The 23,610-nt window shown below is 39.5% G+C and carries 23 protein-coding genes and 2 tRNA genes; 17 read left to right on the forward strand and 8 right to left on the reverse strand.

Going from position 1 to position 23,610, the window contains the following annotated elements; all coding sequences use genetic code 11:
• Nucleotides 1-56: 56 nt before the first annotated feature.
• A complete protein-coding gene (locus M2306_RS06895) occupies nucleotides 57-1,433 on the forward strand; it encodes an MFS transporter (protein ID WP_259188475.1) in 1,377 nt (458 codons plus the stop codon).
• 9 nt (nucleotides 1,434-1,442) lie between these two features.
• Entirely contained in the window at nucleotides 1,443-1,841 is a 399-nt protein-coding gene (locus M2306_RS06900) for a hypothetical protein (RefSeq protein WP_259188473.1), read from the forward strand.
• 106 nt (nucleotides 1,842-1,947) lie between these two features.
• Here the strand turns inward: M2306_RS06900 and M2306_RS06905 are convergent, their stop codons facing one another.
• Entirely contained in the window at nucleotides 1,948-2,319 is a 372-nt protein-coding gene (locus M2306_RS06905) for a winged helix-turn-helix transcriptional regulator (protein ID WP_259188472.1), read from the reverse strand.
• A gap of 150 nt (nucleotides 2,320-2,469) precedes the next feature.
• Between M2306_RS06905 and M2306_RS06910 the strand changes: the two genes are divergently transcribed.
• The 12 genes from M2306_RS06910 to M2306_RS06965 all read left to right on the forward strand — a co-directional run bounded on the left by M2306_RS06910 (nucleotide 2,470) and on the right by M2306_RS06965 (nucleotide 15,050).
• The gene (locus M2306_RS06910; protein ID WP_002991944.1) at nucleotides 2,470-2,790 is read left to right on the forward strand and encodes a DMT family transporter; all 321 of its coding nucleotides are present in this window, start codon (nucleotides 2,470-2,472) and stop codon (nucleotides 2,788-2,790) included.
• Between the two features lie 133 nt (nucleotides 2,791-2,923).
• On the forward strand, nucleotides 2,924-3,562 hold the full coding sequence (locus M2306_RS06915; RefSeq protein WP_259188471.1) for a CatA-like O-acetyltransferase: 639 nt from the start codon (nucleotides 2,924-2,926) through the stop codon (nucleotides 3,560-3,562).
• A 169-nt stretch (nucleotides 3,563-3,731) separates the two neighbouring features.
• The gene (locus tag M2306_RS06920; RefSeq protein ID WP_115090145.1) at nucleotides 3,732-4,760 is read left to right on the forward strand and encodes a sensor histidine kinase; all 1,029 of its coding nucleotides are present in this window, start codon (nucleotides 3,732-3,734) and stop codon (nucleotides 4,758-4,760) included.
• A gap of 13 nt (nucleotides 4,761-4,773) precedes the next feature.
• Nucleotides 4,774-5,490 (forward strand): LytR/AlgR family response regulator transcription factor, encoded by a 717-nt coding sequence (locus tag M2306_RS06925; protein ID WP_259188469.1) that lies wholly within the window; start codon nucleotides 4,774-4,776, stop codon nucleotides 5,488-5,490.
• A gap of 149 nt (nucleotides 5,491-5,639) precedes the next feature.
• Nucleotides 5,640-6,761 (forward strand): serine hydrolase domain-containing protein, encoded by a 1,122-nt coding sequence (locus M2306_RS06930; protein WP_259188468.1) that lies wholly within the window; start codon nucleotides 5,640-5,642, stop codon nucleotides 6,759-6,761.
• A gap of 19 nt (nucleotides 6,762-6,780) precedes the next feature.
• Nucleotides 6,781-7,257, forward strand: coding sequence for a DUF7000 family protein (locus tag M2306_RS06935; protein ID WP_259188466.1), 477 nt, complete (start codon nucleotides 6,781-6,783; stop codon nucleotides 7,255-7,257).
• A gap of 87 nt (nucleotides 7,258-7,344) precedes the next feature.
• Nucleotides 7,345-9,753, forward strand: a complete 2,409-nt coding sequence (locus M2306_RS06940; RefSeq protein WP_259188464.1) for a TonB-dependent receptor domain-containing protein — start codon at nucleotides 7,345-7,347, stop codon at nucleotides 9,751-9,753.
• Between the two features lie 310 nt (nucleotides 9,754-10,063).
• A complete protein-coding gene (locus tag M2306_RS06945; RefSeq protein ID WP_115090142.1) occupies nucleotides 10,064-10,891 on the forward strand; it encodes a phosphatase PAP2 family protein in 828 nt (275 codons plus the stop codon).
• A complete protein-coding gene (gene eptA, locus M2306_RS06950) occupies nucleotides 10,878-12,401 on the forward strand; it encodes a phosphoethanolamine--lipid A transferase EptA (RefSeq protein ID WP_259188459.1) in 1,524 nt (507 codons plus the stop codon). The genes M2306_RS06945 and eptA overlap by 14 nt, the downstream gene beginning before the upstream one ends.
• 125 nt (nucleotides 12,402-12,526) lie before the next feature.
• Nucleotides 12,527-13,105 carry a porin family protein gene (locus M2306_RS06955; protein ID WP_259188457.1) on the forward strand — a complete coding sequence of 193 codons (579 nt, stop codon included), beginning with the start codon at nucleotides 12,527-12,529 and terminating at the stop codon, nucleotides 13,103-13,105.
• A gap of 150 nt (nucleotides 13,106-13,255) precedes the next feature.
• Entirely contained in the window at nucleotides 13,256-14,323 is a 1,068-nt protein-coding gene (locus tag M2306_RS06960) for a sensor histidine kinase (RefSeq protein ID WP_115090139.1), read from the forward strand.
• A complete protein-coding gene (locus tag M2306_RS06965; protein ID WP_115090138.1) occupies nucleotides 14,310-15,050 on the forward strand; it encodes a LytR/AlgR family response regulator transcription factor in 741 nt (246 codons plus the stop codon). The genes M2306_RS06960 and M2306_RS06965 overlap by 14 nt, the downstream gene beginning before the upstream one ends.
• A 91-nt stretch (nucleotides 15,051-15,141) precedes the next feature.
• Here M2306_RS06965 and M2306_RS06970 read toward each other — a convergent pair whose 3' ends face one another.
• Nucleotides 15,142-16,047, reverse strand: coding sequence for a DUF6268 family outer membrane beta-barrel protein (locus M2306_RS06970; protein WP_115090137.1), 906 nt, complete (start codon nucleotides 16,045-16,047; stop codon nucleotides 15,142-15,144).
• Between the two features lie 185 nt (nucleotides 16,048-16,232).
• Between M2306_RS06970 and M2306_RS06975 the strand changes: the two genes are divergently transcribed.
• Together M2306_RS06975 and pdxR are read left to right on the forward strand one after the other, a co-directional pair.
• Complete coding sequence (locus tag M2306_RS06975; RefSeq protein WP_259188456.1) at nucleotides 16,233-16,775, forward strand: DUF1697 domain-containing protein; 543 nt, start codon at nucleotides 16,233-16,235, stop codon at nucleotides 16,773-16,775.
• 206 nt (nucleotides 16,776-16,981) lie between these two features.
• Nucleotides 16,982-18,421, forward strand: coding sequence for a MocR-like pyridoxine biosynthesis transcription factor PdxR (pdxR, locus tag M2306_RS06980; RefSeq protein WP_259188455.1), 1,440 nt, complete (start codon nucleotides 16,982-16,984; stop codon nucleotides 18,419-18,421).
• Between the two features lie 2 nt (nucleotides 18,422-18,423).
• On the opposite strand, the gene M2306_RS06985 is transcribed toward pdxR, so the two are convergent.
• The 3 genes from M2306_RS06985 to M2306_RS06995 form a co-directional block, all read right to left on the reverse strand.
• Complete coding sequence (locus M2306_RS06985) at nucleotides 18,424-19,086, reverse strand: phosphatidylserine decarboxylase family protein (protein ID WP_259188453.1); 663 nt, start codon at nucleotides 19,084-19,086, stop codon at nucleotides 18,424-18,426.
• 203 nt (nucleotides 19,087-19,289) lie between these two features.
• Nucleotides 19,290-19,359: transfer RNA gene (locus M2306_RS06990), tRNA-Ala, on the reverse strand.
• Nucleotides 19,360-19,467: 108 nt separating this feature from the next.
• Nucleotides 19,468-19,537, reverse strand: a tRNA-Ala gene (locus M2306_RS06995).
• A 1,461-nt stretch (nucleotides 19,538-20,998) separates the two neighbouring features.
• Between M2306_RS06995 and M2306_RS07000 the strand changes: the two genes are divergently transcribed.
• On the forward strand, nucleotides 20,999-21,229 hold the full coding sequence (locus tag M2306_RS07000) for a thioredoxin domain-containing protein (RefSeq protein ID WP_002991915.1): 231 nt from the start codon (nucleotides 20,999-21,001) through the stop codon (nucleotides 21,227-21,229).
• A gap of 689 nt (nucleotides 21,230-21,918) precedes the next feature.
• Here M2306_RS07000 and M2306_RS07005 read toward each other — a convergent pair.
• From M2306_RS07005 to M2306_RS07015, 3 genes are read right to left on the reverse strand one after another with little or no spacing between them, the layout of a single operon-like run.
• A complete protein-coding gene (locus M2306_RS07005; RefSeq protein WP_259188452.1) occupies nucleotides 21,919-22,317 on the reverse strand; it encodes an SDR family oxidoreductase in 399 nt (132 codons plus the stop codon).
• Between the two features lies 1 nt (nucleotide 22,318).
• The gene (locus M2306_RS07010) at nucleotides 22,319-22,588 is read right to left on the reverse strand and encodes a hypothetical protein (RefSeq protein ID WP_115090132.1); all 270 of its coding nucleotides are present in this window, start codon (nucleotides 22,586-22,588) and stop codon (nucleotides 22,319-22,321) included.
• A complete protein-coding gene (locus tag M2306_RS07015; protein WP_259188450.1) occupies nucleotides 22,585-23,604 on the reverse strand; it encodes a cbb3-type cytochrome c oxidase subunit II in 1,020 nt (339 codons plus the stop codon). Before M2306_RS07015 ends, M2306_RS07010 begins: the two co-directional genes overlap by 4 nt.
• Between the last annotated feature and the right edge of the window lie 6 nt (nucleotides 23,605-23,610).

Consider the following 23,610-nt stretch of genomic DNA (forward strand, 5'->3'; position numbering starts at 1 on the left):
TACAATTTATTTTGTATCGAGCGTGTTTTCTTTGCAAAGAAATAAAAAATAATCGAATGAACGAATATAAAAACAGATGGACCATCTTGCGTTACCTCGTCGTGGGGGCTTTTTTATCCCCTTTGGATTACTTCATCGTCAACATGGCTTTACCAGCCATTAAAACCTCTTTTCAAGCAACAGACAATCAACTGCAAATGGTGATTGCTATTTATGGACTAACCTATGCGGCTTTGGTTGTTTGCAGTGGAAAATTAGGGGATATATACGGCCGAAAAAACATTTTTACGCTGGGCTTGTGGATTTTTCTCTTCTCGTCCATTGCCTGTGGCTTATCCCCAACGATTCAATTACTCATCTTTGCTCGCTTTTTACAAGGTATTGGAGCTTCTTTACTAGCACCACAAGTATTGGCTTCGATTAAAATACTCTTTGAAGAACAAGAACGTGCCAAAGCCTTGGGATTCTTTGGGTCTGTATTTGGATTAGCCGCCATTATGGGGCAATTATTGGGAGGCGTTCTATTAGAACTCCAACTCGGAGGCTTGACCTGGGAAATTATCTTCTTCGTCAATGTTCCTGTTGCCGCTCTTTGTTTATATGGAATCTACACCAATATGCCTGCAGAACCCCTGCGAAAACAACGGTTGGACTATGGTGGTGTTTTACTGATTATCAGCACCCTACTTTGTTTTATAACACCACTTATCTACGGGAGAACGTTTCATTGGGCCTGGTGGATATGGGGACTTATCGGCTTGAGTTTTATCTTATTGACAGCGTTCATCCAGTATGAAAGAAACAGAGAAAAACAACATAAAAATGTAGTGATATCCTTGCGTTTATTCCACAATAAAGCCTTTGCATTGCATCTGCCGATTATCTTATTCTACAACTTTACAGCTGGACTATTCATTTGTTATCCTTACTATTTACAAACGCATTTACAATGGTCTGTTTTAGCTACTGGATTGGCAATTGTCCCTTATGGCATTGGATTCTTTTTAGGTCCAATCCTATTTGCTAAAATAGAACGAAGTGCTGCTTTTTGGATTCCATTTGCCTTAACGCTCTTATGTCTTTCTTTTGTCTCACTTGGCTTGTTCTTTTACAACTTCCCTACCCCTAATCTCCTTGCACATGGTTTATTTTTATGCGCAGGTCTAGGTCATGGGCTCATTATGCCCGTCATGATGAAGGAGAGCATTCGCCCCATTACCGTAGAGCAAGCCGGTCAAGCGTCGGGTATTATCAGTACCATTATTCAAGTGGGTAGTGTATTAGGTGGAGCAATTCTAGGTACTGTCTTTTTTAGTTTGAGCGAAACCCTTGGATTTCCAATCGCTTTTGCCACAGCTTTAGTTACAATTGGAACGGTACAACTCTTTGGTATCAGTTTCTATTTAACCAATAAAAAAAATAAAATCATTTAAATCAATACAATGCATACAACCGCGCTTATCGAACTTGGTAAAAAACAAGTTCAAGATTTTTGTCACCACATCGAAATGTGGTTCAATGGCACAGCCACAGACCAACAAGCCCTATATGAAGCAATAACCAATACGTTTGATCCTGCCTTCCAATTAGTCAACGGAGATGGCAATACGGTTGACTTCCCTATGTTAACGCAATGGCTACACAAAGTGTATGGGCAATTTCCACAGCGAAAAGTGGAGGTAAAAAACATAGAAGCACAAGCAACTTCGCATCATGTTCTTGTTTCTTATACTGAAATTCAATATACCGATGACAGTCAAAACACAAGACAAGCTTCTGCGGTTTTTCGCTATGAAAATGGACAAACCTTGTGGTATCACTTGGTTGAGGAATGGGTGTAATACAAGAAAAAGCGCTAATCTTACTTAGCGCTTTTTCATTTTATTTATCTGCTAAACCAGCATGTTTACTAATTTCTTATCCCAAACTGTCGCATGAGACCACTAATTAACCCATTTGTATGCTTTCATTTCTATTCACTGCCAATTGAGTTACTTTTTCTGCATATTGATCTCCCCAATGTTCCATAGCAGCAATAATGGGTAATAAAGTTGCTCCAAAAGCAGTTAAATGATAAGCTACCTTTAAGGGATATCCTTCGTATACCTCTTTTGTTAAAACCTCATATTCGACCAATTCTGACAGCTGCTTATTAATTACGCGTAAACTGGTGTGTTTAATCGCTTTTTGAATATCAGTAGGTCGTTGAATCCCAGTAGCAACACAATCGATGATGCAGGGTTTCCACTTCCCTCCCATCACCTTCAATGTCACGGTTACACCATAATCCAAATGCTGTGGTATTTTATTTCTATACATAATCTAAAGGGCAAAAATCAAAACAAAATTAAGAAGAAAACCGCAAAGCAGTTGCTTTTGTACTAGTGGATAAAATTGTCCATAGGATTAATTTGTGTCTTATTCCAGATTTGAAAGCATCAAAATACCTTTGCCTCAAATTCGAAACACATGAAATACATTTTTCTTATCGCTGCTATTTTAGCTGAAGTTATTGGTGCATTAGCCACTAGACAATCCAATGGTTTTACAAAATTAATTCCCTCAATTATCGCGGTTTTAGGTGTTGTAGGGGCCTATTATTTACTGTCACTTTCGCTCAAACAGGGAATGTCTATAGGAATTGCCTATGGTATTTGGGCAGCACTTGGTATTACCATACTCGCCCTTATTGGCTTAGTCGTTTTTAAAGAAACCCTAACCATCATCCAGCTTTTCGGACTTGCACTGATTATCGCAGGGGTATTAGCTCTTGAACTAGGAAAAGCTTAAGCTGAATCCTAAATTAAGCCTTACTATTCATCCCTTTATTCATCCGTTCCACTTCCTTCTTTTGGGGATATACCCCCTCTAAATCGAATAATCCTTGTACTTTTGCTTTCTTTATTAAAATTTGCATGACAAGATGAGTTACAAAAAATTCGACATAGAAACATGGAACAGAAAAGAGCATTTCTACCATTTTAAAGATCAATTGCGTTGTGGATTTAGCTTAACCACAAAAATAAACATCAGCAAAGTCCTTCCTTTTATCAAGGCGAACGACTATAAATTCTATCCCACAATCATTTATTTACTGGCAAAGGCAGTAAATAAGCATGCTGCTTTTAAATTTGCCATGAAAGAGGGAGAACTTATTCAATGGGATATTATCCATCCTGCCTATACGATTATGCATCCAGAGACCGAAACATTCTCTGAATTATACACGATGTATACCGACGATTTAAAGGTATTCTTAGCAGAATATGACCGAACACACGACCAGTATAAGGACAATTATGCCTTATCGCCTCAACAAGGCATCGAAAATATATTCAATATATCGATGATTCCCTGGGTAAATTTTGATGGTTTTAACCTGAATGTCCCTGGTTTTGGCGATTACTTTGCACCTATTTTTACTTTGGGAAAATACTCCGTTCAAGGGGATGAAATTTTAATGCCGATTTCCATTCAAGTGCATCACGCTACTTGTGATGGTTTACATGTAGCTCAATTATTACGCAGTTTACAAGAATTGTGTGATGAAATTGGGCAATAGTTTTTTTGCTTTTTTGTGAAGAATAAACCGCACAAAAAAGCAAAAAAGCCCATCTCCTTACAAACTGCACGTACAAACTTATATTTTCCCCATGACGAACTGCGTTCGTCATATTTTTTTGTAACTTAAGGTGCAATACAACTATGTTTGTCCTTAAAAGTAGTGTCGAATGGAGAAAACGCAAAAATGGTATACCAAACCTTTCGTAGAGGAAGTGATTTACTTCTGCGCCTTGTTTGTACTTATCATGCTGCCCGAATTAATGAAGTCCATCTCACAAGCAGATTTCATTAAAACCCTCCTATTCTTTTCCCTTGTCTATGGGCAAGCGATTTTTCATCGCTACTTTCTTTTTTCTTTATTTCTCAACAAAAAATACCTCCTTTATGGAATAGCAGCGGTTATTTTCACGCTACTAGGAGCGGGTATATTACTGGCTGCAGATTATTGGTGGATTGACCCAACCTACTATTTAACGGATGAAGATACACTCCTAGACCATTATGTCTCGCATCTCGTTCTTTGTGTAATTAGTACAGCGGCCATTCTATCCATCCTGTTAGTTCGCACCTATTCGCATGAAGTGCAAAAACGCAATGAAGCACAATTGATGCTGAGTGAAATTCAAATCAAATACTTACATGCCCAACTGAACCCCCACTTTGTTTTTAATATGTTCAATAACCTCTACGGGGTTAGCTTAACGGATCCTACGCGTACGCCAGATCTCATTCTCCAACTTTCAAACTTGATGCGGTATCAATTGGAAAATTCTAAAAAAGATACCGTTACCTTAGAAGAAGAATTGGCCTTTATCAGCAACTATATCGCACTCGAAAAAGAGCGCGTAGGACAACGTTGTGTCATTACCTACACGATTGAGGACCCTGAAGATTTAGCTCCACACTATGTGATTGCACCCCTATTGCTCATTACCTTAGTAGAGAATGCATTCAAACACAGCTTAACCATTCAACACCCTTGGTTTGTATCCTTAGCGGTAACCATAGAAAAACAAGTCATTCATCTAAAAGTAGCCAATTCATTAGGCGATCAACTCCTTCAGAACAATTCAACAGGCATCGGACTAATCAATATCCGTCAACGGCTTGAATTACTATACCACAATCGTTTTACCCTAGAAACAACACAAGATCAAAACACGTACACCACGAACTTAATTATACATTTAAACTAACACACCCACACCCATGAACAAGACACTCAAATGTATGATCATTGATGACGAAGAAGGCGCACACTTAGTCCTCCGGCATTACATTCAAAAACTAAAGCAACTCGACTTACAAAAGTCGTTCTACAATCCCATCGAAGCCATGGAATACATGTATGAAAATCCTGTAGACCTCCTCTTCTTGGATATCAACATGCCGGGTATCACAGGATTAGAAATGCTCAAAGCCCTTCAAAATCCGCCCCTTGTTATATTGACCACCGCTTATAAAGAATATGCATTAGAAAGCTATGAATACCGCGTGGTGGATTATTTGGTTAAACCTTTTGATTTAGCGCGCTTTATGGCTGCAATAGACAATGTATTTTCCCGCTATAAACCCATCAGTGAAACGATAGACACAATACCGAAAGAACAAGAAACATCGTATATTTTGCTTCGCGTAGATGGTGATACACTTAAACTGCACTACAACGATATCACCCACTTGCAAAGTTGGGGAAACTACGTCAAAGTATTTACCAAAGAAAAACAGTACCTCAGTCCAATTACAACCACTGAAATAGAAAAGAAATTAGATCGCAATCACTTTATGCGCATCCACAAATCGCATATTGTTGCCTTGAATCAAATTAAAAAGATTTCAGGAGGTCAAGTGGAACTAGAAAGAGGAGTTATCCTACCGATAGGATCAACGTATAAAAGAGAATTACTCGATAAATTAGAAGAGTAAAATAGTGATCTACATCCCCTAAACCGATGTTGCTGAATGCGTTTGGTCATAAAAATCAGCCCGTTCATCCTTTTTTTTTGATGGAAAGAAAATGCAAGGAGATATTTGCCTCATATATTGAAACGATACTCCTTTCACATCCATAAAACATGAAAAAGAAACTTTTATATATCGCCTTGGTCAGTGTATGCACTGTAGGAAGTCTAGGACTACTTAGCTGTTCGGATAAATCAGATAAATCCGAGACGCCCACAAAAAAAGAAGAACAAATGACAACAAAGTTGGAAAGAATTGCACAACAAAACGGCAAAGCAGATAAACCTGGTTTTACGTACCAAGTACATTTTGACCAAGGCGCAACGTATACGGGAGCTGTTGGTTTGGCTACGCTAGATCCTGCTCGACAATTACAGGTTGATGATGTATTCAATATTGCATCCATCTCCAAGCAATTTACTGCTTTTGGTATCCTGTTGTTGGAACAACAAGGAAAGCTAGCCCTTGATCAGTCCCTATACATTTATATGCCAGAATTGGGGGACTATGTAAAACCCATTACCCTTGCGCATTTAATCAGCCATTCTAGTGGACTATCTGATTATATGCAAATTGCCTATAACAAAGGACTTGATGGACAATATCCGCTAAGCAGTGCTGAAACAGTACAACATTTGTGTGAATTAACCCATACAGAGTTTGAAGTAGGCACCCAACAAGAATACAGCAATACGGGCTACTTCTTATTGGCGCAGATTATAGAACGCGTAAGTGGTATGTCAATGAAAGACTTTAGTCAGCAGTATATTTTTACCCCTTTAGGGATGAATAATACCTTCATCGTCGATCAGTACCCGATTGAACGCCATCACGTTTTATCGTATAATGAAGCGGATCAACCCGATGAAGTATTTTGGACCCACACCGGAGATGGTCAAGTACATAGTACCGTTGGTGATTTAGTCCGTTGGGGTGAAAATATGACCTCGGGAAAAGTAGGTGGATCAGCACTTGTCAAAAAGTTTGCTACGGCTTTCCCTTCGGTTACCCCTGAGGGCACAGACATTGTCGATTATAGTCCCTATGCCTTTGGTATTGGATTAAGTAAAATACAAGGCCTAGATGCCCTAGAACATTCTGGAGGATGGATGAGTTACAATTGTAATTTGATTCGCATTCCAAGTAAAAAATTAACGCTAGTTGTCCTGAGCAATAGTGCCAACATCGATGCTGTAGCAATCAGCTATCAACTCGCTCAAGCGGTACTAGAATAACCCCAATTTAAAAAAAACAATGAAATCTATTCATACCCTACTCCAGCATTACCAAAAAGAAATTCAAAACAAGAAGATAGCCCAAGCCTATCATTTTCTCTTGCGCTTTTTGATGCAAACCAAAGCAGATTTTGCTCTTCATCATAAAGCGGAATTTAAGGTAGGGAATATTGCACCTGGGTATCTCGATTACAGCTATTTTTCTTTTTTTAATCGAGAACTAAGAGACAAGAAGTTGAGATATGGCATTGTGCTCAATCACGCTGAAATGCAAATCGAACTTTGGTTAATGGGGCAAAACGCTAAAGTGCAACAAGCGTATTGGAAAACCTTGAAAAAAAGCAAATGGAACGCACACCGCATCGCCATGCCTCAGTATGCTATTTTGGAGGTGGTTCTATTGGATGAGCTCAACTTCGATCGGACGGAAGATATGCTCTTGGCTATTCGGACCAAAGCCTTACAAACCATAGCGGAAATTAATCCTTTGCTTTAACTCCAAACCCCTTTAGCATTGTACTTCAACTAGATGGTCTTACAAAAAAGAAAAAGTACAGTGCCTCTCAATTTTAATTTTACGGAAATGAAAAAAACAATACTCTTAGTATTCCTACTCTTGAGCGGAGTACTCTGTGCACAAACGCAACTGATAGGCACGGTAAAAGACACCCAAAATCAGCCTGTTGGATGGGCTACTTTACTCTTACAAGCGATCGATAATCCCAAAGAGGAATACGTGACCATGAGTGAAGAAAATGGAAGCTTCAGCTTTACAGTAAACAAGAACAAGGGAGATTATAAACTACTGGTAAGCTTTATTGGTTATCAGACAGTAGAACAGCAACTTTCCTTAGCTGCTGCCCATACGCCGCTAACAATTACCCTTGCTAGTGATGAAAACATCCTCGATGAAGTGCTTATTACCAGCCATAGAAAAGCATTGAAGGTAACCCCTGGTAAAGCAACCTTAAATATTGAGCAAAGTAATTTAGCGCAAACACAATCGGCTTATGATGTATTGAAATCATTACCTGGTGTGACCATGAGTCAAAGTGGAGAACTCAAAATCAAAGGAAAATCAGGTGTAACTGTACTCATGGACGGACAACCGACACAGCTCACAACAGAGCAATTGAAAACCATCCTCAAAGGTACCCCGGGTTCTACCCTACAGACAATTGAAATCATGAATATTCCACCCGCCAATATTGATGCTTCAGGAACGGGTGGTGTTATTAATATTATTTCGAAAAAGAAATTAGTACAAGGTTTCTACGGTTCGGTAAACTCAACAGTGGGTATTAGCCATAAAGTTAGTACCGATCACGCCTTGAACCTCGGATATGGCAATGACCATTGGAACTATAATTTGATGTATTCCTACAGTTATGCGCCCGATCGATGGAGAGAAAACTATGAGAAAAAAGACGTAGCAACGGCGAATCAAGATTGGTTGAATCAGTCTCAACGTACCTTTTTGAACAGCAAATCACATCTCGTTAAGTTTGATGTCGCGAGAACCTTTGAACGAGGTCATGTCTTGCGCTTATCAACATCTTTCGACTATAATGATACGCCAAGTACCGTTAAAACACATACAACGACAGGTACAAGGGAAGTTTCTCCTGAGCAATCCATGCAAAAAAATGACAGCAAAAGTAAATTGACCACGTTTAAAACGGATTTACAGTACACCCATAAATTGGCAGAAAAAGAAAGTTGGACTACCTCAGCGGGTCTAGTATATGTCAAATCGGATGTCACAGATTTTATTGTAGGAAAGGTAGCTCCTTTTGTACCTGGAAATCCTTGGATGACGAAGCAACATAACGTATACCCAACGGATCGCAAAGAGTTTAATTTTAAATCAGATTATCAAAATACCTTATGGGACGAAGCACAATCAAGCGCTAAAGTTGAATTTGGTATCAAGAGCAATTATGCGAGTTTGCAGACAGATGAGCGTTTACATACCTTACTTGCACAAGGCGAAGGTGTCAATCAGCTGAACCGAAGTAAATTTGAATATAAAACGGGGGTACATGCCTTTTATGGATCTATTGATATAACACAGGGTAAATGGGCTATTATAGCAGGTTTACGTGGAGAATACACCCACATCAAAGGGGATACCCTACAGCATAAAAACTTAGTCAAACAAGATTATTTCTCTCTATTTCCAACCGTACAGGTTACCTATACGCCTAGTGAAAACTACGCCATCATGGCATCCTACGCTCGAAGAATAGAACGACCTGAATTTGACAAGTTGAATCCTGCGGTTCGCTACCTCAACAACACCACAAAAACCTGGGGTAACCCCAATTTGCAACCCGAATTTTCGAATAATATCGAACTAACGCAGCAATTTCTAGGTTTTATTGATTTGACTTTAGGATATAGCCGCATTACAGATCCGATGTTGTATAGCTATTTTAATGAAAGTGTAAACAGCGCTTACTTTACTAGTGTCAACGGAAAAAGTAGAAGCGAATGGCAAGCGTCTTTATCGTTGCCCATTCCAGGATTCAACGGTTGGGAAAATTATCACGGTGTCTATTTTTACAATACTAAGTTTGATAATAACCGCATCAATACAAACAAAAATAGCATTGGTGTATTTACGTACAACAATTTTAAATTACCGGCGAAGTTCAGTTTGGAAGTAACGGCTTGGTATCAAAATGGCGGTATCGACTCTAACTTCAGCTATCGCTCGCTAGGGGAAGTTAATGTAGGGGTAAGTAAGAAATTTTGGCAAGATCAATTCACTGCCACCTTTGCCGTAAGTGATTTATTCAAAACAGGTGGTTTTAGAACATCCATTCTAGAAGACCCTAATCAACAAACGCGTTTTACATTCAACAATGATATGAGGGTATTCAAGTTGGGAATCACTTACAATTTTGGAGGTAAAAACAAAAAAGAAGAACACAAAGAAGAAGATCCAACACTAAATAAAGCGCATCCTGCTATAAAGGTTATAAAGTAACTATTAATAACTATGTTTAAACACGACCAGTGCATTCAAAATTTTTACGTGATCTCTTCATTCATAATGCTTAATGTAGAATCATTGGTCAAAAAGGAACCCGAGAGGGTTCCTTTTTTTATGCTCTTCTATTTCTGTTGGCCTATAGCCCAACGCAGTATATCATAATTCCCCTCCTGTTCATCCTTATTATTTGATAAGGTACTATAGCACAGCTATTTTGCACCACCAAAAGGAAGATACATGCTCCACTACACCGATGGATCACTTCCTTTTTACTACCCTTTTGCAACCTAGTTAATTTCTATACATGAACAAGTTGATTCACACCCATTATTCAAAACCTACAGTTGTCTTTTTTTTACTGCCTTTTGCGCTCTTGTTGAAAATTGCACTTGTACTTTATAGTCTTGATTGCCTATCGGTCCACGGCTATATTTTTATTCAAAAGGATTGGTTTTACTTTATCAATCACCATGTACAACAATCTCCCGAAACCCTAGCAAACCTCACTCAATTGGGTGATGCCTTAATCTTGTTGTCTTTTTTAACCCTTTTCATTCTGTATGCGCCTAAACTATGGGAAGCACTCTTGACTAGTTCTCTCATTTCCTTTCTCTTTGCTATCATAACCAAAGAGGTATTCGCAATTCCCAGACCTGCAAAAGCCTTTGACTACACCACATTCAACATCATTGGAGAAAAATTATCAGGGTCGACAAGCTTTCCCTCAGGGCATTCTATAACGGTATTTACCGTATTGACGGTTGTACTGTTTGCGCTTAGTCCGCAAAATAAAAAGTACAAAATCCCTTACTTTGTTGGAATGATCGTATTGGGCTTACTTTTTGCTTTTACCCGTGTTGCCGTAGGGGCACATTATCCCTTGGATGTACTTGTAGGCTGTATATTAGGATATACTTCAGGGGTATTGGGAACCTATATTAGTCAACGTTATGCTTTATGGCCCTGGATATACCACAAAAAATACTATCCGGTATTCCTTGTTATTTTTCTGATCTGCTGTATTATTTTGCTCTTTCGCATACAAAGTGAAAACTTATTTATTTATTATTGTGCTTTACTCAGCTTTCTATTTTCGCTCTATAAAATGACACAACGCTATGTTCAAAAATAAATATCAAACCCGAACATTTGCCTTTTGGATGAGTATCATCAATACGGGGCTATACCATCTTCCCTTTTTTCAATTTGTATTTCAACATATTGAATCCAAAGGGACTCATAAACTTGCCTTAATCTGCAGCCTATTTCTCCTCATGATCTTGGCTAACTTCTTTGCTTTTTACCTCTTCCTTTCGCTCGCACATCGATTAGGCAAAGGGCTCTTGAGTTTGTTTTTTGCACTGAATGCAGTAGCCCTCTATTTTATCCATACCTATGGCATCATTATAGATGAAAGTATGATTGGCAATCTATTGAATACAAATTATGAAGAATCGAGTAGTTTTTTTTCCTTTAAACTGGTGGGGTATTTTCTGTTTTTAGGAATTGGACCTAGTATCTTAATCTATCGAATAAAACTAATCAAAGATCAGCTGAAAACCGTTCTCCTTAGCTTTGGGGCTTCACTCCTCGGAATCATTCTCTTAGTCTTGATGAATGCGACCAATCTACTGTGGATTGACAAACACTCCAAACAATTGGGGGGCTTAGCCATGCCTTGGTCCTATACCGTTAATACTGCGCTTTTCTATGTTCACCAAGCACAGCAAAACAAAAAAGAAATACGCCTACCTGATGTGACGCATACTACAGATGAAAAATCTATTGTTGTACTTGTAATAGGGGAATCGGCAAGAAAGCAAAACTTCTCCCTCTATGGCTATGAAAAGAATACTAACCCACTCCTATCTCAGACCAAACAGCTCTATCACTTTGATGCACAATCCTCCGCCACCTATACAACTGCTGGAGTAAAGAGTATTTTAGAGTACAAAGAAACCAACGACCTATATGAGATATTGCCCAATTATTTATACCGCAACCAGGTTGACGTCATTTGGAAAACAACCAATTGGGGAGAACCTCCCGTACATATTTCAAACTATCAGAGCAAAGAGCTATTGCGCCAAAATTGCATAACAGGCAATTGTGACTATGATGAAATACTACTGACCAACCTCAAAGAAGATATTTTAGCGAGTACGAAAAACAAAATACTGGTGGTCCTACACAGCAGTACGAGTCACGGACCAACGTACAACACCAAATATCCCCCTGCCTTTGAAGTATTCAGTCCGGTTTGTTCTAGTGTAGAACTAGCCAATTGCGCACAAGAGGAACTCATCAATGCGTATGACAATACCATTGTCTATACGGATTATATCTTACACCGCATCATTGAAGACCTTCAAACCTTGCCCGATTTCAAGAGTACATTGGTATTTGTTTCGGATCACGGGGAATCACTAGGAGAGAAAAATCTGTATATGCACGGCTTGCCCATGAGCTTTGCGCCTAAAGAACAATATGAGATTCCATTCCTTGTCTGGGTGTCTGACGATGCTATAAAACTCAAACCCAATCCTTTATTATCTCAATATCACGTCTTTCACAGCGTCCTCCATTTCTTAGGTCTAACGAGCCCTATTTATGATGAAAAGATGAATATTTTTGAACCGTAACGCAACAAACATACCGTTACCCTTCTTTCGGAACTACTAATCAAAAGAGAGCTTCCGTTGGTCAAAGAAAATTGTCCAAATGCCTAAACTGAAGGTTATTTGCTTCCATAATTTAAATCATTAAAATGAAAGCAACAATTTTTAGTTTAGGTATGCTATTAGCCGTTTGTAGTGTAAATGCTCAAAACCAAAATCCTTTTCAACTGGGGGTAAAAGTAGCATCAAATCACGCGAATATTGCAGGTAATTTAGAAAACCTAAGCAAATCAAGTGCCATGGGATTCTCTGCTGGGGTTACAGCAAAATACCACATGGATCGTTTTTTTGTTCAAACTGAACTATTGTACAGCGAATCTAAATCTTCTCTGGACAACCCTTTAATTGACCGTGCGAAATGGAAAAGCATTGACCTTCCTGTTTCGATTGGTTATACCTTGTTTGATTTCAATACCATACGTCTTCACGTATTAGCAGGAGGTGTTTATTCTCGAGTAATCAACGACAAATTAAGCGCCATTGACAATCTGACAACGGGCGATTGGAACTTCAACAAAAACAATGTCAAAGCACAAGTAGGTGCTGGGGTAACGATGGGCCGATTTGCTGTTGAATTAACGTATGCGCGTCAATTAAACAGTCTTTCTAAAAACTTCAAATCCAAATCAAATCAAGTGCAACTAGGGGTTAGCTATATGTTCTTGTAATAAAAAGAAAAAAGCATAGCTTAAGTGCTGTGCTTTCTTTTTTTCAAACGAAACCATTCATCAAAAAATTCATTCCATTGGTCAAAAAATAGTTCTTTGAATCAAATGATTATCCTTTATTTACCTTTGTAGTTCAAATTTAAGTGATTCATGCATCCAACGATCAATATAAGCAAACACAAACGCCTCTTTTTTATTTTATTCTGGTCCGTCCTCGCTCTTTCGGTATGGCCCTATATCCACATCAATAATCGCCCGCTTTATTGGCTTTTACATTGCTTGACGGTTATGTTATGTTTTATTACCGTTGCTCATTATTTAAGTGATATTGTACTGCCAAAAGCCTTAAAAGAGGGGAAAATGAAACGCTTTATTCTGGTTTTCTTTGTGGGCATCCTTCTCCTAAATATACTGATTTCCTTCTTCTTTACGTTATTTCCATACTACGTCAACGATACTGTTGTACTCCGCGATGCAGGTGCCGTTACCTGGCAACAGTTTTTTGTACACAAATTGTTTAGCTCCTTTCCTTCTGCTATGGCTATTGTGACTACAACTTGTGGTATTCGATTCTATGAGGAACACTATAAAATTGAACAGATAAACGCCAAATTGAAACAAGAGCATTTAGAGGCCCAAATTAAGCTCCTACAGGATCAAATCAATCCGCATTTGATGTTCAACATCCTCAATCACATTCACATCCTGATGCAAAACAACGTAGAATTAGCGTCAACGGTACTACTTAAATTCTCGGATATCCTGCGTTATCAGCTCTATGAATGCAACCAACAGCATGTTTTCTTGCATCAAGAAATTCAATATTTACAAGATCTAGTAGCCATTGAAGAAATTCGATGGCAAGAGGAACTCACGGTTCAATGTGTATGGGAGATCGAAACCAAACAGCTGCAAATTGCTCCTTTACTTCTGGTTCCTCTCGTAGAGAACGCTTTCAAGCACGTCTCCCGATTGCCTCATCAACAGGGTTATGTACACATCCGCTGCAAAGAAGAAAAAGGAAAGCTAACTTTAGCCATCGAAAATTCCTATAACGACCGATTCAAAAGAGAAAAACAACAAGGTGGTATTGGAATTGTCAATATAACAGAACGATTAAAAATACAATATCCTGATGCACATACGTTTCAATTAGAGGAAAAAGAAGATACCTTTACTGTAGTGCTCCAAATTGATTTAAACCATGACAACAGATAAAAATACACTCCAACTAAAATGCCTCGTCATTGACGATGAACCTCTAGCGCGAAGAGCTATTGTGGATTTTATTGCGCAAGTAGACTTTTTAACTGCCACAGCTTCGTGTGGATCTGCATTAGAAGCTCAAGAATTAATGAGTAAGGATAAGTTTGATTTGCTATTCCTCGATATCAATATGCCTTATTTATCGGGTATTGATTTCTTAGAAGCTATTAGTCAACCGCCCATGGTTATTTTTACAACGGCTTATTCGGAACATGCGTTAGAGGGCTACCGTTTGCAAATTGTAGACTACTTATTAAAACCCATCGCCTTCAAACGCTTTTATCAAGCTGCCCTAAAAGCCAAAGAATGGTATGAGCTGAAACATCAACAGAAAGCAGAGCTAGGTTTAGCGGATGGCTCCATGTATATCAAACACGAGGATAGTTTTGTCAAAATTCAATGGGCAACCATCCTCTACATCGAAGGCATGCAAAATTATGTCCGCATTCACACCCCTCAAAAAAGTTATATCATCCATCAAACAATGGTAGCCTTAGAGGAGTTATTACCCCAAGAACACTTTTTTAGAATACACAAATCCTATCTCATTAACATCAACCACATGAGTTCTATTTCTGGGAATAAAGTCCTCATCCAAGGTACTTCTTTACCCATCGCTCGTTTGCGTAAGGAAGCACTCCTCAATGATATTATCTATAAAAACTTATTAAGCAAATAAAAATTTCTTAAACAAATAAAAAAGAGACGAATTAAAATTCGTCTCTTTTTTATTTGCTTATTGTTTTGTAAGGGGCAAATTGCCATTTGCCCTACAGGGCCCATTTTAATTTTACGGCACCATAAAACGTCGTGGTAAATCGTGGATCAGCTTCTTTTTTCTCTTTAAAAATATTCTTAATCTTACGCTCATTATACGAAAAGGAACGAACAAGGGAACTACCTGCGGTAAGAGACAAAGTTAGATGATCATTAAACTTAAACTCCGGTCGCAAACCAGCAACAACCTGTTGGAATCCCAAGAGCATATTTTTGTCGTCTTGTTTAATCACCGCCGTCATCCCTTGTAAATCAGCTGCTAGTTTTACATCTACCACTTCATTGACCTTATACCCTACTTCTGCGCCTTGAGGGAAAGCTACGCGTACATAGAAATCGCCATGGGTTTCCCAATTAAAATAAATACCTGGTAAAACCATAGGCACCCCAAAGCTATTCGTCAAAACAGGTCCTATTCCCAAGGCTACTTTCTTGTTGAAATGCTTGATAAAAAACACCCCTCCTTGTCCCAAAATAGCTTGACTATTAATCACTTCCATATCCGTATATAAACCAACGGTTCCCATCACTAAAAGAGACCAAGAATCACTAATCGAACGAAAGTGTTTAACCCCAATTTGCGCATTTAATAATTCAGTTGGGAATAGCTCTTCTTCATATAATTTATGCTGCATTTTAGCATAGGCTCCTTGTGCAATAATGGACCAAGTACGCGGTTTTCCACGCTGATCCATGTGCATGGATAGGGGAATTTCAATGTTTATTTCTGCTCTTCTAAAATCTGTTTTCGCAGGTGTTTTCAAACTGTCTATCGGTCGTACATAGTTGGAAAAAGGGACATAATCCACCTTAAATTCTCCTATCATCTTTTCTTGTGACTGCATCGTTAACATTCCAAAAAGGAAAGCCCAACAAACGGCAACTAAACGTATCTTCATTTCTTTGATTTTGGTGCAAATCAATTCCAAATCCCTCAACCGCCCGAATCTCTTTGACCACTGGTTTATTTTATTTGATGAATGGCACGTTTACACGCTTAACCTAATCCAACAAAGAGAAGTCGAAAGGCAGCTAAATAAAGGGAATCTGCTATCTTTGTGGCATCAATATCAACCTGAACCGTATGACAACCTATATTGCTTTGCTTCGCGCTATTAACGTAAGTGGTAAGAATAAAATTACGATGGATGTTCTAAAACAGCTCTTCCACACAATCGGATTCGCCCAGGTACAAACGTATATTCAAAGTGGCAATGTCATCTTTCAATCGGAAGAAACGGATGTCAATACAATCACAAATCGCATCGAACAGGCCTTAACGGACCAACTGGGTTTACTCGTTTCCGTCCTTACCCTGCCGCTTACTTCCCTGCAAACAATCCTGGACCACTGTCCTTTTACGCAGCCTGAGCAACAAGCACAGCTGTATATTTCCTTTTTTAATTCCAAACCTACAGTACTCGAACCCACAGCCTTGTTGAATAAAAAAGCACCCGAAGAACACTTAGTTCTGACGGATACAGCAGCTTATTTCGTCGCTGCAAATGGATATGGTAAAACCAAAATCACCAATGCTTTACTGGAACAAAAACTGCATGTCGTGGCTACTACCCGCAATTATAAAACCTGTTTGAAACTACTGGAACTAGCAGCACTACGCCAATAAACCTATATGTAATAGAATTACGCTACTTCAAGCGGCCAACTTATCTTTTATTTGGTGTATACTTCATTGTATATAAACGAGATAACCTCATTTTATTACCTTTAAAACACTGGGTATAAAGAAAAAATAAGCATTGGTCATTAGCGTCATATTGTGTATCTTTGGTCTACTTACTCTCGTTTAATAAACATTATAACGTAGTCCATATGAAAAGGCTTTGGAAACTAGAAATTCGCTTCGATCAAACGGCTGATAAACCCATTTATTTGCAAATAGCGGATGCTATTATTGATGCTATCCAACAGGGCAGACTTCAAAAAGGAGATATTCTACCGAGTACGCGAACCTTAGCAGACATGTTGACGGTCAACCGCAATACGATTGTCAAAGCTCTTAGTGTTTTATTGGATGAAGAATGGTTGGTATCTGTAGAGCGCAAAGGCATCTATATTGCGCAAACGATGCCCCAATCTAGACCGGTAAAAAGTAAAACTCCTTCCGCTACACTAGCAGCTGCAGACCTACAGCACCCTGCACCACTTGTTTTTGACAATGGATATCCTGATAGTAAAATTGTACCAGTCAAAGAATTAGCCCGTGCCTATCGACAAATTTTCAACCGAAATGCAAAATGGCAAATGATGGGGTATGGCAATGCACTAGGGGATCCGCGATTTATTCAACACATTGCGCATATGCTCAACCACCAACGAGGCATGCACGTAAAAGAAGATTGTGTATGCATCACACGCGGAGGGCAGATGGCCATCTATTTGATTGCGCAATGTTTGCTTCAAAAAGGAGATGCTATTTTAGTGGAAAACCCCGGTTACCAATCCGCTTGGCAAGCTTTTGAACACGCAGGGGCAACCTTGGTTCCCATTCCAGTTGATGCAGAGGGCATTTGCGTGGAAACCATGAGAAAAAGACTGCAACAAAATGAAGCAATCAAAGCCGTTTACCTCACCCCTCACCATCAATTTCCGACAACCGTAACACTGAGTCTACAACGACGCCTAGAGATTATTCAACTGGCGAATCAGTACAATATTACCGTCATTGAGGATGATTATGACAATGAGTTTCACTATACCTACCGACCGGTACTACCACTGTGTAGTTACCCCGAACTGGAAAACTATGTCTACATTGGCACCTTAAGTAAGGTTGTTGCGCCAGCACTCCGCGTCGGTTTCTTAGTGACAAGTCACAACAGCTTGATTGAAAAAATAACCCAATTGAGAAAGATCATTGATATTCAAGGAGATCGTATCATGGAACAAGCCGTACTTCAACTTATTGAAGACGGCATGATCAAAAAACATATTAAAAAAGCGACAAGTTTATACAAAGAGAAAAGAGACTTCACACGTCAGCTCATTCAAAAATACTTAGGGGATCGAGTAACGTTTAACCTGCCAGACGGCGGATTAGCCTTTTGGATTAAACCGTTGTATCCCCTTGATTATTCCCTATTCATTCAACGCTTAGCAGCGAAAGGCGTTCAGCTAGTCAATCCAAATGACTACTATGCACCTTCCACTACTGCGGATGGATTGCGTTTGAGTTTTGGTACGCTTTCTACCCTAGAACTAGAAAGAGGAGTTCGCCTCATCAGTGAATGCCTACAGGAATATGAACCCTAAGCTTATTTCCATTGCGCTAAGGTTGTGATTCCCCCTTCTACTTTATCCCCCAATTGTACATTCACCGTACAATCCAAAGGCAACAGTAGATCCACTCGTGATCCAAACTTAATAAACCCCATTTCTTGTGTTTGCACGGCTCGTTCACCCACGCGCAAATAGTTGACAATGCGATTGGCCAAGGCACCTGCAATTTGCTTTGCCAGCACTTCTTTGCCATTAGCATGCTTATAAACAACACTATGACGCTCATTTTCAGTAGAGGACTTCGGATGCCAAGCCACCAAATTTTTCCCTTTGTGGTAACAGCTATACACGACTTCGCCTTCAATGGGATTGAGATTGACATGTACATTAAGCACACTCATAAAAACGGAAATTTGCAAGCGCTTTTCACTGAAATACTCATCGGGTTCTACTTCTTCAATCACTACTACGGTACCATCACAAGGCGCTTGAATACAGGATTCGCCTTGAATCAATACACGCTTTGGAATTCGAAAGAAAAAAAGGACTAAACCCAATAAAACGGAAGTTAAGAGCAAAATAAACCCTTGTACATACCACAACGTTGTACTCAGTAAACCAAACGCTAATCCGTTGCATACTAAAAATACGCAACTCGCAACAGTAATCGGACCTTTTCCTTCTCGGTGTAATTTCATGAAATTGATATTTAAAAGTGAGTCCCTCCAAGTACCTGCTGCGGTCAACCGAAATGACAGCGAGTTGAAACCAAACAGCAGATGACAAGAAGGATGTAAAAAATTAAAGATGATGTTGTGTGTAGTGCACAGTTTACAGTTCACGGTATACAGTTTACGATACACCACTGTTAACTGTTCACCGTCCACCGTAAACTAATTTGAGGTTCCGGTTGGATTCGAACCAACCTACTGGTTATTGCGTAACCAGGCCTACCACTCAGCCACAGAACCATTTTTTGGTGTACAGTTTACTGTGCACGGTGTACAGTTTTCAGTTTACGGTTTACGGTTTACGGTTCACCACTGTCAACTGTGCACCGTCAACCGTCAACTAATTTGAGGTTCCAGTTGGATTCGAACCAACCTACTGGTTATTGCGTAACCAGGCCTACCACTCAGCCACAGAACCATTTTTGGTGTACAATTTTGGTTTACGGTTTGCAGTGTACTACCCTTAACCTTTAACTAATCTGATACAAACATACAGCCTCTCTGGAGGACTAGAATGATACAGAATTGCGATTTTAAAGGTGGTCCAGAAAGGGGTTTGTGAGGTTTGTTGCAAGAGGCTTTTTTGCAAATCGCCTTTAATCGATAAACCCTACGACTTCACAAAAAAGCAACTTCACGTTTGTGCGGGGTGTATGTCATGCTGACGAAGGAAGCATCGCATCTGTTACTCGACGCTTGTTACTCTTCCTAACACTCCGATTAGTTACTCCATAGCAGGGTGTGAGCGCGAGATGCGACCCTTCCTGCGTCAGGGAGACATACAGGGGGTGGATACTAGAGGTAAAAATCAACGCTTGTAACACACAAGAATACTCCGATTAGTTGTTCCGCTACAGAGTGTGAGCGCGAGATGCGGCCCTTCCTGCGTCAGGGAGACATACAGGGGGTGGATTACGATACGATAAAAGGGTAAGGTGATGAGACGGTGAGCAAACCTCACAAAGCTCCCTTTCTTTTTTAAAGGGTAAAAAAGAAACAAAAAACCCTTCAACTAATCCAAATAAAGGTCAAATTAGTTTTCTATTATCTGCTAAGTCGTTTTTTTGTTTTTTGTGAAGTTGTAGGTTTATCGATTAAAGACGATTTGCAAAAAAAACTCTTTAAACAGAGTCTTTCTTTAATCAATAAAACCCACGATTTCACAAACCTCACAAAGCACAAACCTCACCTCCTCAAACACCTTTTATTTTTACAGCCTTTTCAAACATTTGACGCTCTTTATTTGACTTACGTTGGAGGTAGATTATCTTTTGTAAAGATGTTTTTTGCTTTTAAGTAAATTGGTTTTGTTTTTTTGCAAAAGGCATTTTTGTAACAATCCTCTTTAATCGATAAACCCTACGACTTCACGTTTGTGCGGGGTGTATGTCATGCTGACGAAGGAAGCATCGCATCTGTTACTCAACGCTCGTTACTCTTCCTAATACTCCGATTAGTTACTCCATAGCAGGGTGTGAGCGCAATATGCGACCCTTCCTGCGTCAGGGACACATACTGGGGGTGGATTACGATACGATAAAAGGGTAAGGTGATGAGACGGTGAGACGGTGAGCAAACCTCACAAAGCTCCCTTTCTTTTTTAAAGGGTAAAAAAGAAACAAATTGGTTTTCTATTATCTGCTAGGTTGCTTTTTTGTTTTTTTGCTAGAAGCTTTTTTGATAATTTCTTCGGTTAAAGAAGAATATCTCATCTTCACACCTCCTCACCTCCTCACCTCCTCCTCACCTCCTCACAAAGAGCAAACCTCACAAATCCCTCCTGGCCCACCCTCATATTCCAATACTGTACCACAGCAATCCCTTCAAAGGGTCTTACTTTTAACCTACAATTTGAATAATCAATTTAACACGATGTAAAATGAAAAAAGTAGTTTTTTATCATGCAGGTTGTCCCGTTTGCGTGAGCGCAGAGCAGGACTTATTACACTTAATTGCCGATCACCCGATTGAAATTATTCACTTAGGAGAAGAGCAAGAAAAGGTACAAGAGGCAGAACGCGCCGGAGTACAATCCGTTCCTGCTTTAGTTTTACCGAATGGCCATGTGTTACACATCAACTTTGGAGCTTCTATTGCTGATTTAAAATAGAACACAAAAAACGCTAAGAGTACCACTCTTAGCGTTTTTTTTTATTTAGGCAATACCAATCCAGTAAAACTTCCTTTTTTAGTCCTTTTTTTCCTTTTTTACTCCTTTTTGGGCTATTTTAAAAAACACAAAAACCTGATTATCAAAGTTAATTAAAAACACCCTTAGAGGTTTGTTCGGTAGTTGTTCGGATCATCCTAGGATTTACGTGGGTTAAACCCCATTTTACCGAAGGTGACTCAAACGAAACCCAAACAAGAGTCAAAGGAAGATACGGTTTATGGTGGACAGTGGACAGTTTTCATTTTCAGGGTTATGAGGTAAGGGTTATGAGGTAAGGTACTTCACCTCATCACCACCACACCCCCTCATCACCACACCCTCTATCTCATGGGTTTATATTTATTTTCGTATTCAATGAATATATCTCACCGAGTTACTATTTTTCACTCTTAATCAAACAAATTATCCAGTTACTTGGCAAATTGCCATTTACCACTACGAGATTTTACATATCATCACCACACCTCCTCACCATCTATCTCACCGAGTTGCTATTTTGTTTTGGCGTTCGATGAATATATCTCACTGAGTTACTATTTTGTTTTGGTGTTCGATGAATCTACACTGCGTTCCGATTTTCACTTCGTTCCGATTTCACCCTCTCACCCTTAACTCTTAACCCTTAACTAACCCAAATACCTTACCATATAATAAATACCCCAAGCAATAACGACAATTATAGTAATCCACACCCAATACGGAATACTTTGCGGTGTTTCACTACCCGTCACCAAAAACGTTTTGGGATCTCCTTTTCCATAGGCATTAATCATAATATCGACAACGCCATCCACCACTGCTTGTTCTTTGATGCCTTCCACTTCAATCGAAGGGCCATTCTTAACCGTAAAGGGAATCGTTCGAATTCCCTCTTTTCCAGTATAGTCCTGACTGACAATTTTTAATACATGGACACCATCTGTCAATCGGTGGGTATCCAACTCAAACGTAATGGGTGTTTCCAATACAGCCAGCGGTTGTGTATCCTCATCCATAAAGAGATACACCTTGCTTTTTTGCTCCATACTATGACTCATTTAAAACAGTTCTTTTGATGTGATTCCCTTGCTTCTCCCCTGGTTTTACCAACCATTTCACTGAAAAGAACAAGGTCAATACTACAATAATCGCAACGATTCCAATAATGAGATAATCCCATTGACTATCAGGTCCAGCGCCATGCACAACGCCTTTTAAGAGCTTGGGTTGATTGCGTTCACAAACAGGACAAGCGTATAAGCCTGTGGTGGCTAACAATCCTACCACCAACACGAGGATACTTTGTTTCACTTTCATTTTTTCTCTTTGATTTGGTTAATATAATCCATGATTTGCTGTACTTCTTCCACGCTGACTTGTGGGGCTTGATTTCCCCAATTGTTGCGTTCATAATTGACGATGGCAGTTACTTCATTAGCGGTCCAATTTAAATTAGTTCCCACTGCAGGCATAACCCCGTATTCCCCCCTAGCATCATAACCATTCAAGATGATATCTACAAAAAGCTGTAGATTGTCACTCATCACAATGGGGCTATTTTTCAAAGGCGGAAAGGCTCCCGCTAAACCTTCCCCATTCGCCTGATGGCAAGTGGCACAATTGGTCATATAGAGGTTTTTTCCATCCACGCCAGTATCTACTACTTGAGTTCCACCTGTTACTGTGGCGGTTGCCTCTTTTAAAGGATATAGAAATTCTGGCGCTACCGTTGCTTCTGGTAATTTGGCTTGTTTCAATTCTTGTAGATAGGCCACTAAATCTAAAGCCTCTTGACTGGCAACAACTTGTCCTTTGCCTGGTTTCATCATTCCTTCCGGAACAGCCACCACCACATCCGTATCGGTTGGATGTTGCTTATAGTCAAACAAAAAAGGATACGCCGGCATAATGGATTCCTTTACTACAATCCGCGGATTATACAAATGCACCAGATGCCAGTCGATACTCGGCTGACGCGTGCCTATATCCGTTAAATCAGGTCCTGTGCGTTCTGTTCCCATCAACGTGGCCGTATTAGTCCACACATCGATGCGCTTATTTCCGGCATAATCCGCAGACATTGAAGGTCGACCTCCCCATTTGCGATCCATTTCAACATTGCGCACCTGCTGACTATGACAAGCTACACATCCGTTGGCAATAAACACTTGTTTGCCTCTTACTGCGGCATCACTCAAGGGTATCGCATCTGGTAAAGGCTGTATTTTAGCTTGATTATCTAGCGCTGGTACAAGCGCTACAAAAAGAGTCAACAGCACAAATAGCACACTCGCTAGGAGGTATAATTTCTTGTGATTATTGAAGATTTCCATAATTGA

It is taken from the genome of Myroides gitamensis, assembly GCF_029894455.1.
Taxonomy (GTDB): Bacteria; Bacteroidota; Bacteroidia; order Flavobacteriales; family Flavobacteriaceae; genus Flavobacterium; species Flavobacterium odoratum.

Coding starts and splice junctions, on each gene's coding strand:
- M2306_RS06895 (WP_259188475.1), top strand. CDS start 57: ATGAACGAATATAAAAACAGATGGACCATCTTGCGTTACCTCGTCGTG.
- M2306_RS06900 (WP_259188473.1), top strand. CDS start 1,443: ATGCATACAACCGCGCTTATCGAACTTGGTAAAAAACAAGTTCAAGAT.
- M2306_RS06905 (WP_259188472.1), bottom strand. CDS start 2,319: ATGTATAGAAATAAAATACCACAGCATTTGGATTATGGTGTAACCGTG.
- M2306_RS06910 (WP_002991944.1), top strand. CDS start 2,470: ATGAAATACATTTTTCTTATCGCTGCTATTTTAGCTGAAGTTATTGGT.
- M2306_RS06915 (WP_259188471.1), top strand. CDS start 2,924: ATGAGTTACAAAAAATTCGACATAGAAACATGGAACAGAAAAGAGCAT.
- M2306_RS06920 (WP_115090145.1), top strand. CDS start 3,732: ATGGAGAAAACGCAAAAATGGTATACCAAACCTTTCGTAGAGGAAGTG.
- M2306_RS06925 (WP_259188469.1), top strand. CDS start 4,774: ATGAACAAGACACTCAAATGTATGATCATTGATGACGAAGAAGGCGCA.
- M2306_RS06930 (WP_259188468.1), top strand. CDS start 5,640: ATGAAAAAGAAACTTTTATATATCGCCTTGGTCAGTGTATGCACTGTA.
- M2306_RS06935 (WP_259188466.1), top strand. CDS start 6,781: ATGAAATCTATTCATACCCTACTCCAGCATTACCAAAAAGAAATTCAA.
- M2306_RS06940 (WP_259188464.1), top strand. CDS start 7,345: ATGAAAAAAACAATACTCTTAGTATTCCTACTCTTGAGCGGAGTACTC.
- M2306_RS06945 (WP_115090142.1), top strand. CDS start 10,064: ATGAACAAGTTGATTCACACCCATTATTCAAAACCTACAGTTGTCTTT.
- eptA (WP_259188459.1), top strand. CDS start 10,878: ATGTTCAAAAATAAATATCAAACCCGAACATTTGCCTTTTGGATGAGT.
- M2306_RS06955 (WP_259188457.1), top strand. CDS start 12,527: ATGAAAGCAACAATTTTTAGTTTAGGTATGCTATTAGCCGTTTGTAGT.
- M2306_RS06960 (WP_115090139.1), top strand. CDS start 13,256: ATGCATCCAACGATCAATATAAGCAAACACAAACGCCTCTTTTTTATT.
- M2306_RS06965 (WP_115090138.1), top strand. CDS start 14,310: ATGACAACAGATAAAAATACACTCCAACTAAAATGCCTCGTCATTGAC.
- M2306_RS06970 (WP_115090137.1), bottom strand. CDS start 16,047: ATGAAGATACGTTTAGTTGCCGTTTGTTGGGCTTTCCTTTTTGGAATG.
- M2306_RS06975 (WP_259188456.1), top strand. CDS start 16,233: ATGACAACCTATATTGCTTTGCTTCGCGCTATTAACGTAAGTGGTAAG.
- pdxR (WP_259188455.1), top strand. CDS start 16,982: ATGAAAAGGCTTTGGAAACTAGAAATTCGCTTCGATCAAACGGCTGAT.
- M2306_RS06985 (WP_259188453.1), bottom strand. CDS start 19,086: ATGAAATTACACCGAGAAGGAAAAGGTCCGATTACTGTTGCGAGTTGC.
- M2306_RS07000 (WP_002991915.1), top strand. CDS start 20,999: ATGAAAAAAGTAGTTTTTTATCATGCAGGTTGTCCCGTTTGCGTGAGC.
- M2306_RS07005 (WP_259188452.1), bottom strand. CDS start 22,317: ATGGAGCAAAAAAGCAAGGTGTATCTCTTTATGGATGAGGATACACAA.
- M2306_RS07010 (WP_115090132.1), bottom strand. CDS start 22,588: ATGAAAGTGAAACAAAGTATCCTCGTGTTGGTGGTAGGATTGTTAGCC.
- M2306_RS07015 (WP_259188450.1), bottom strand. CDS start 23,604: ATGGAAATCTTCAATAATCACAAGAAATTATACCTCCTAGCGAGTGTG.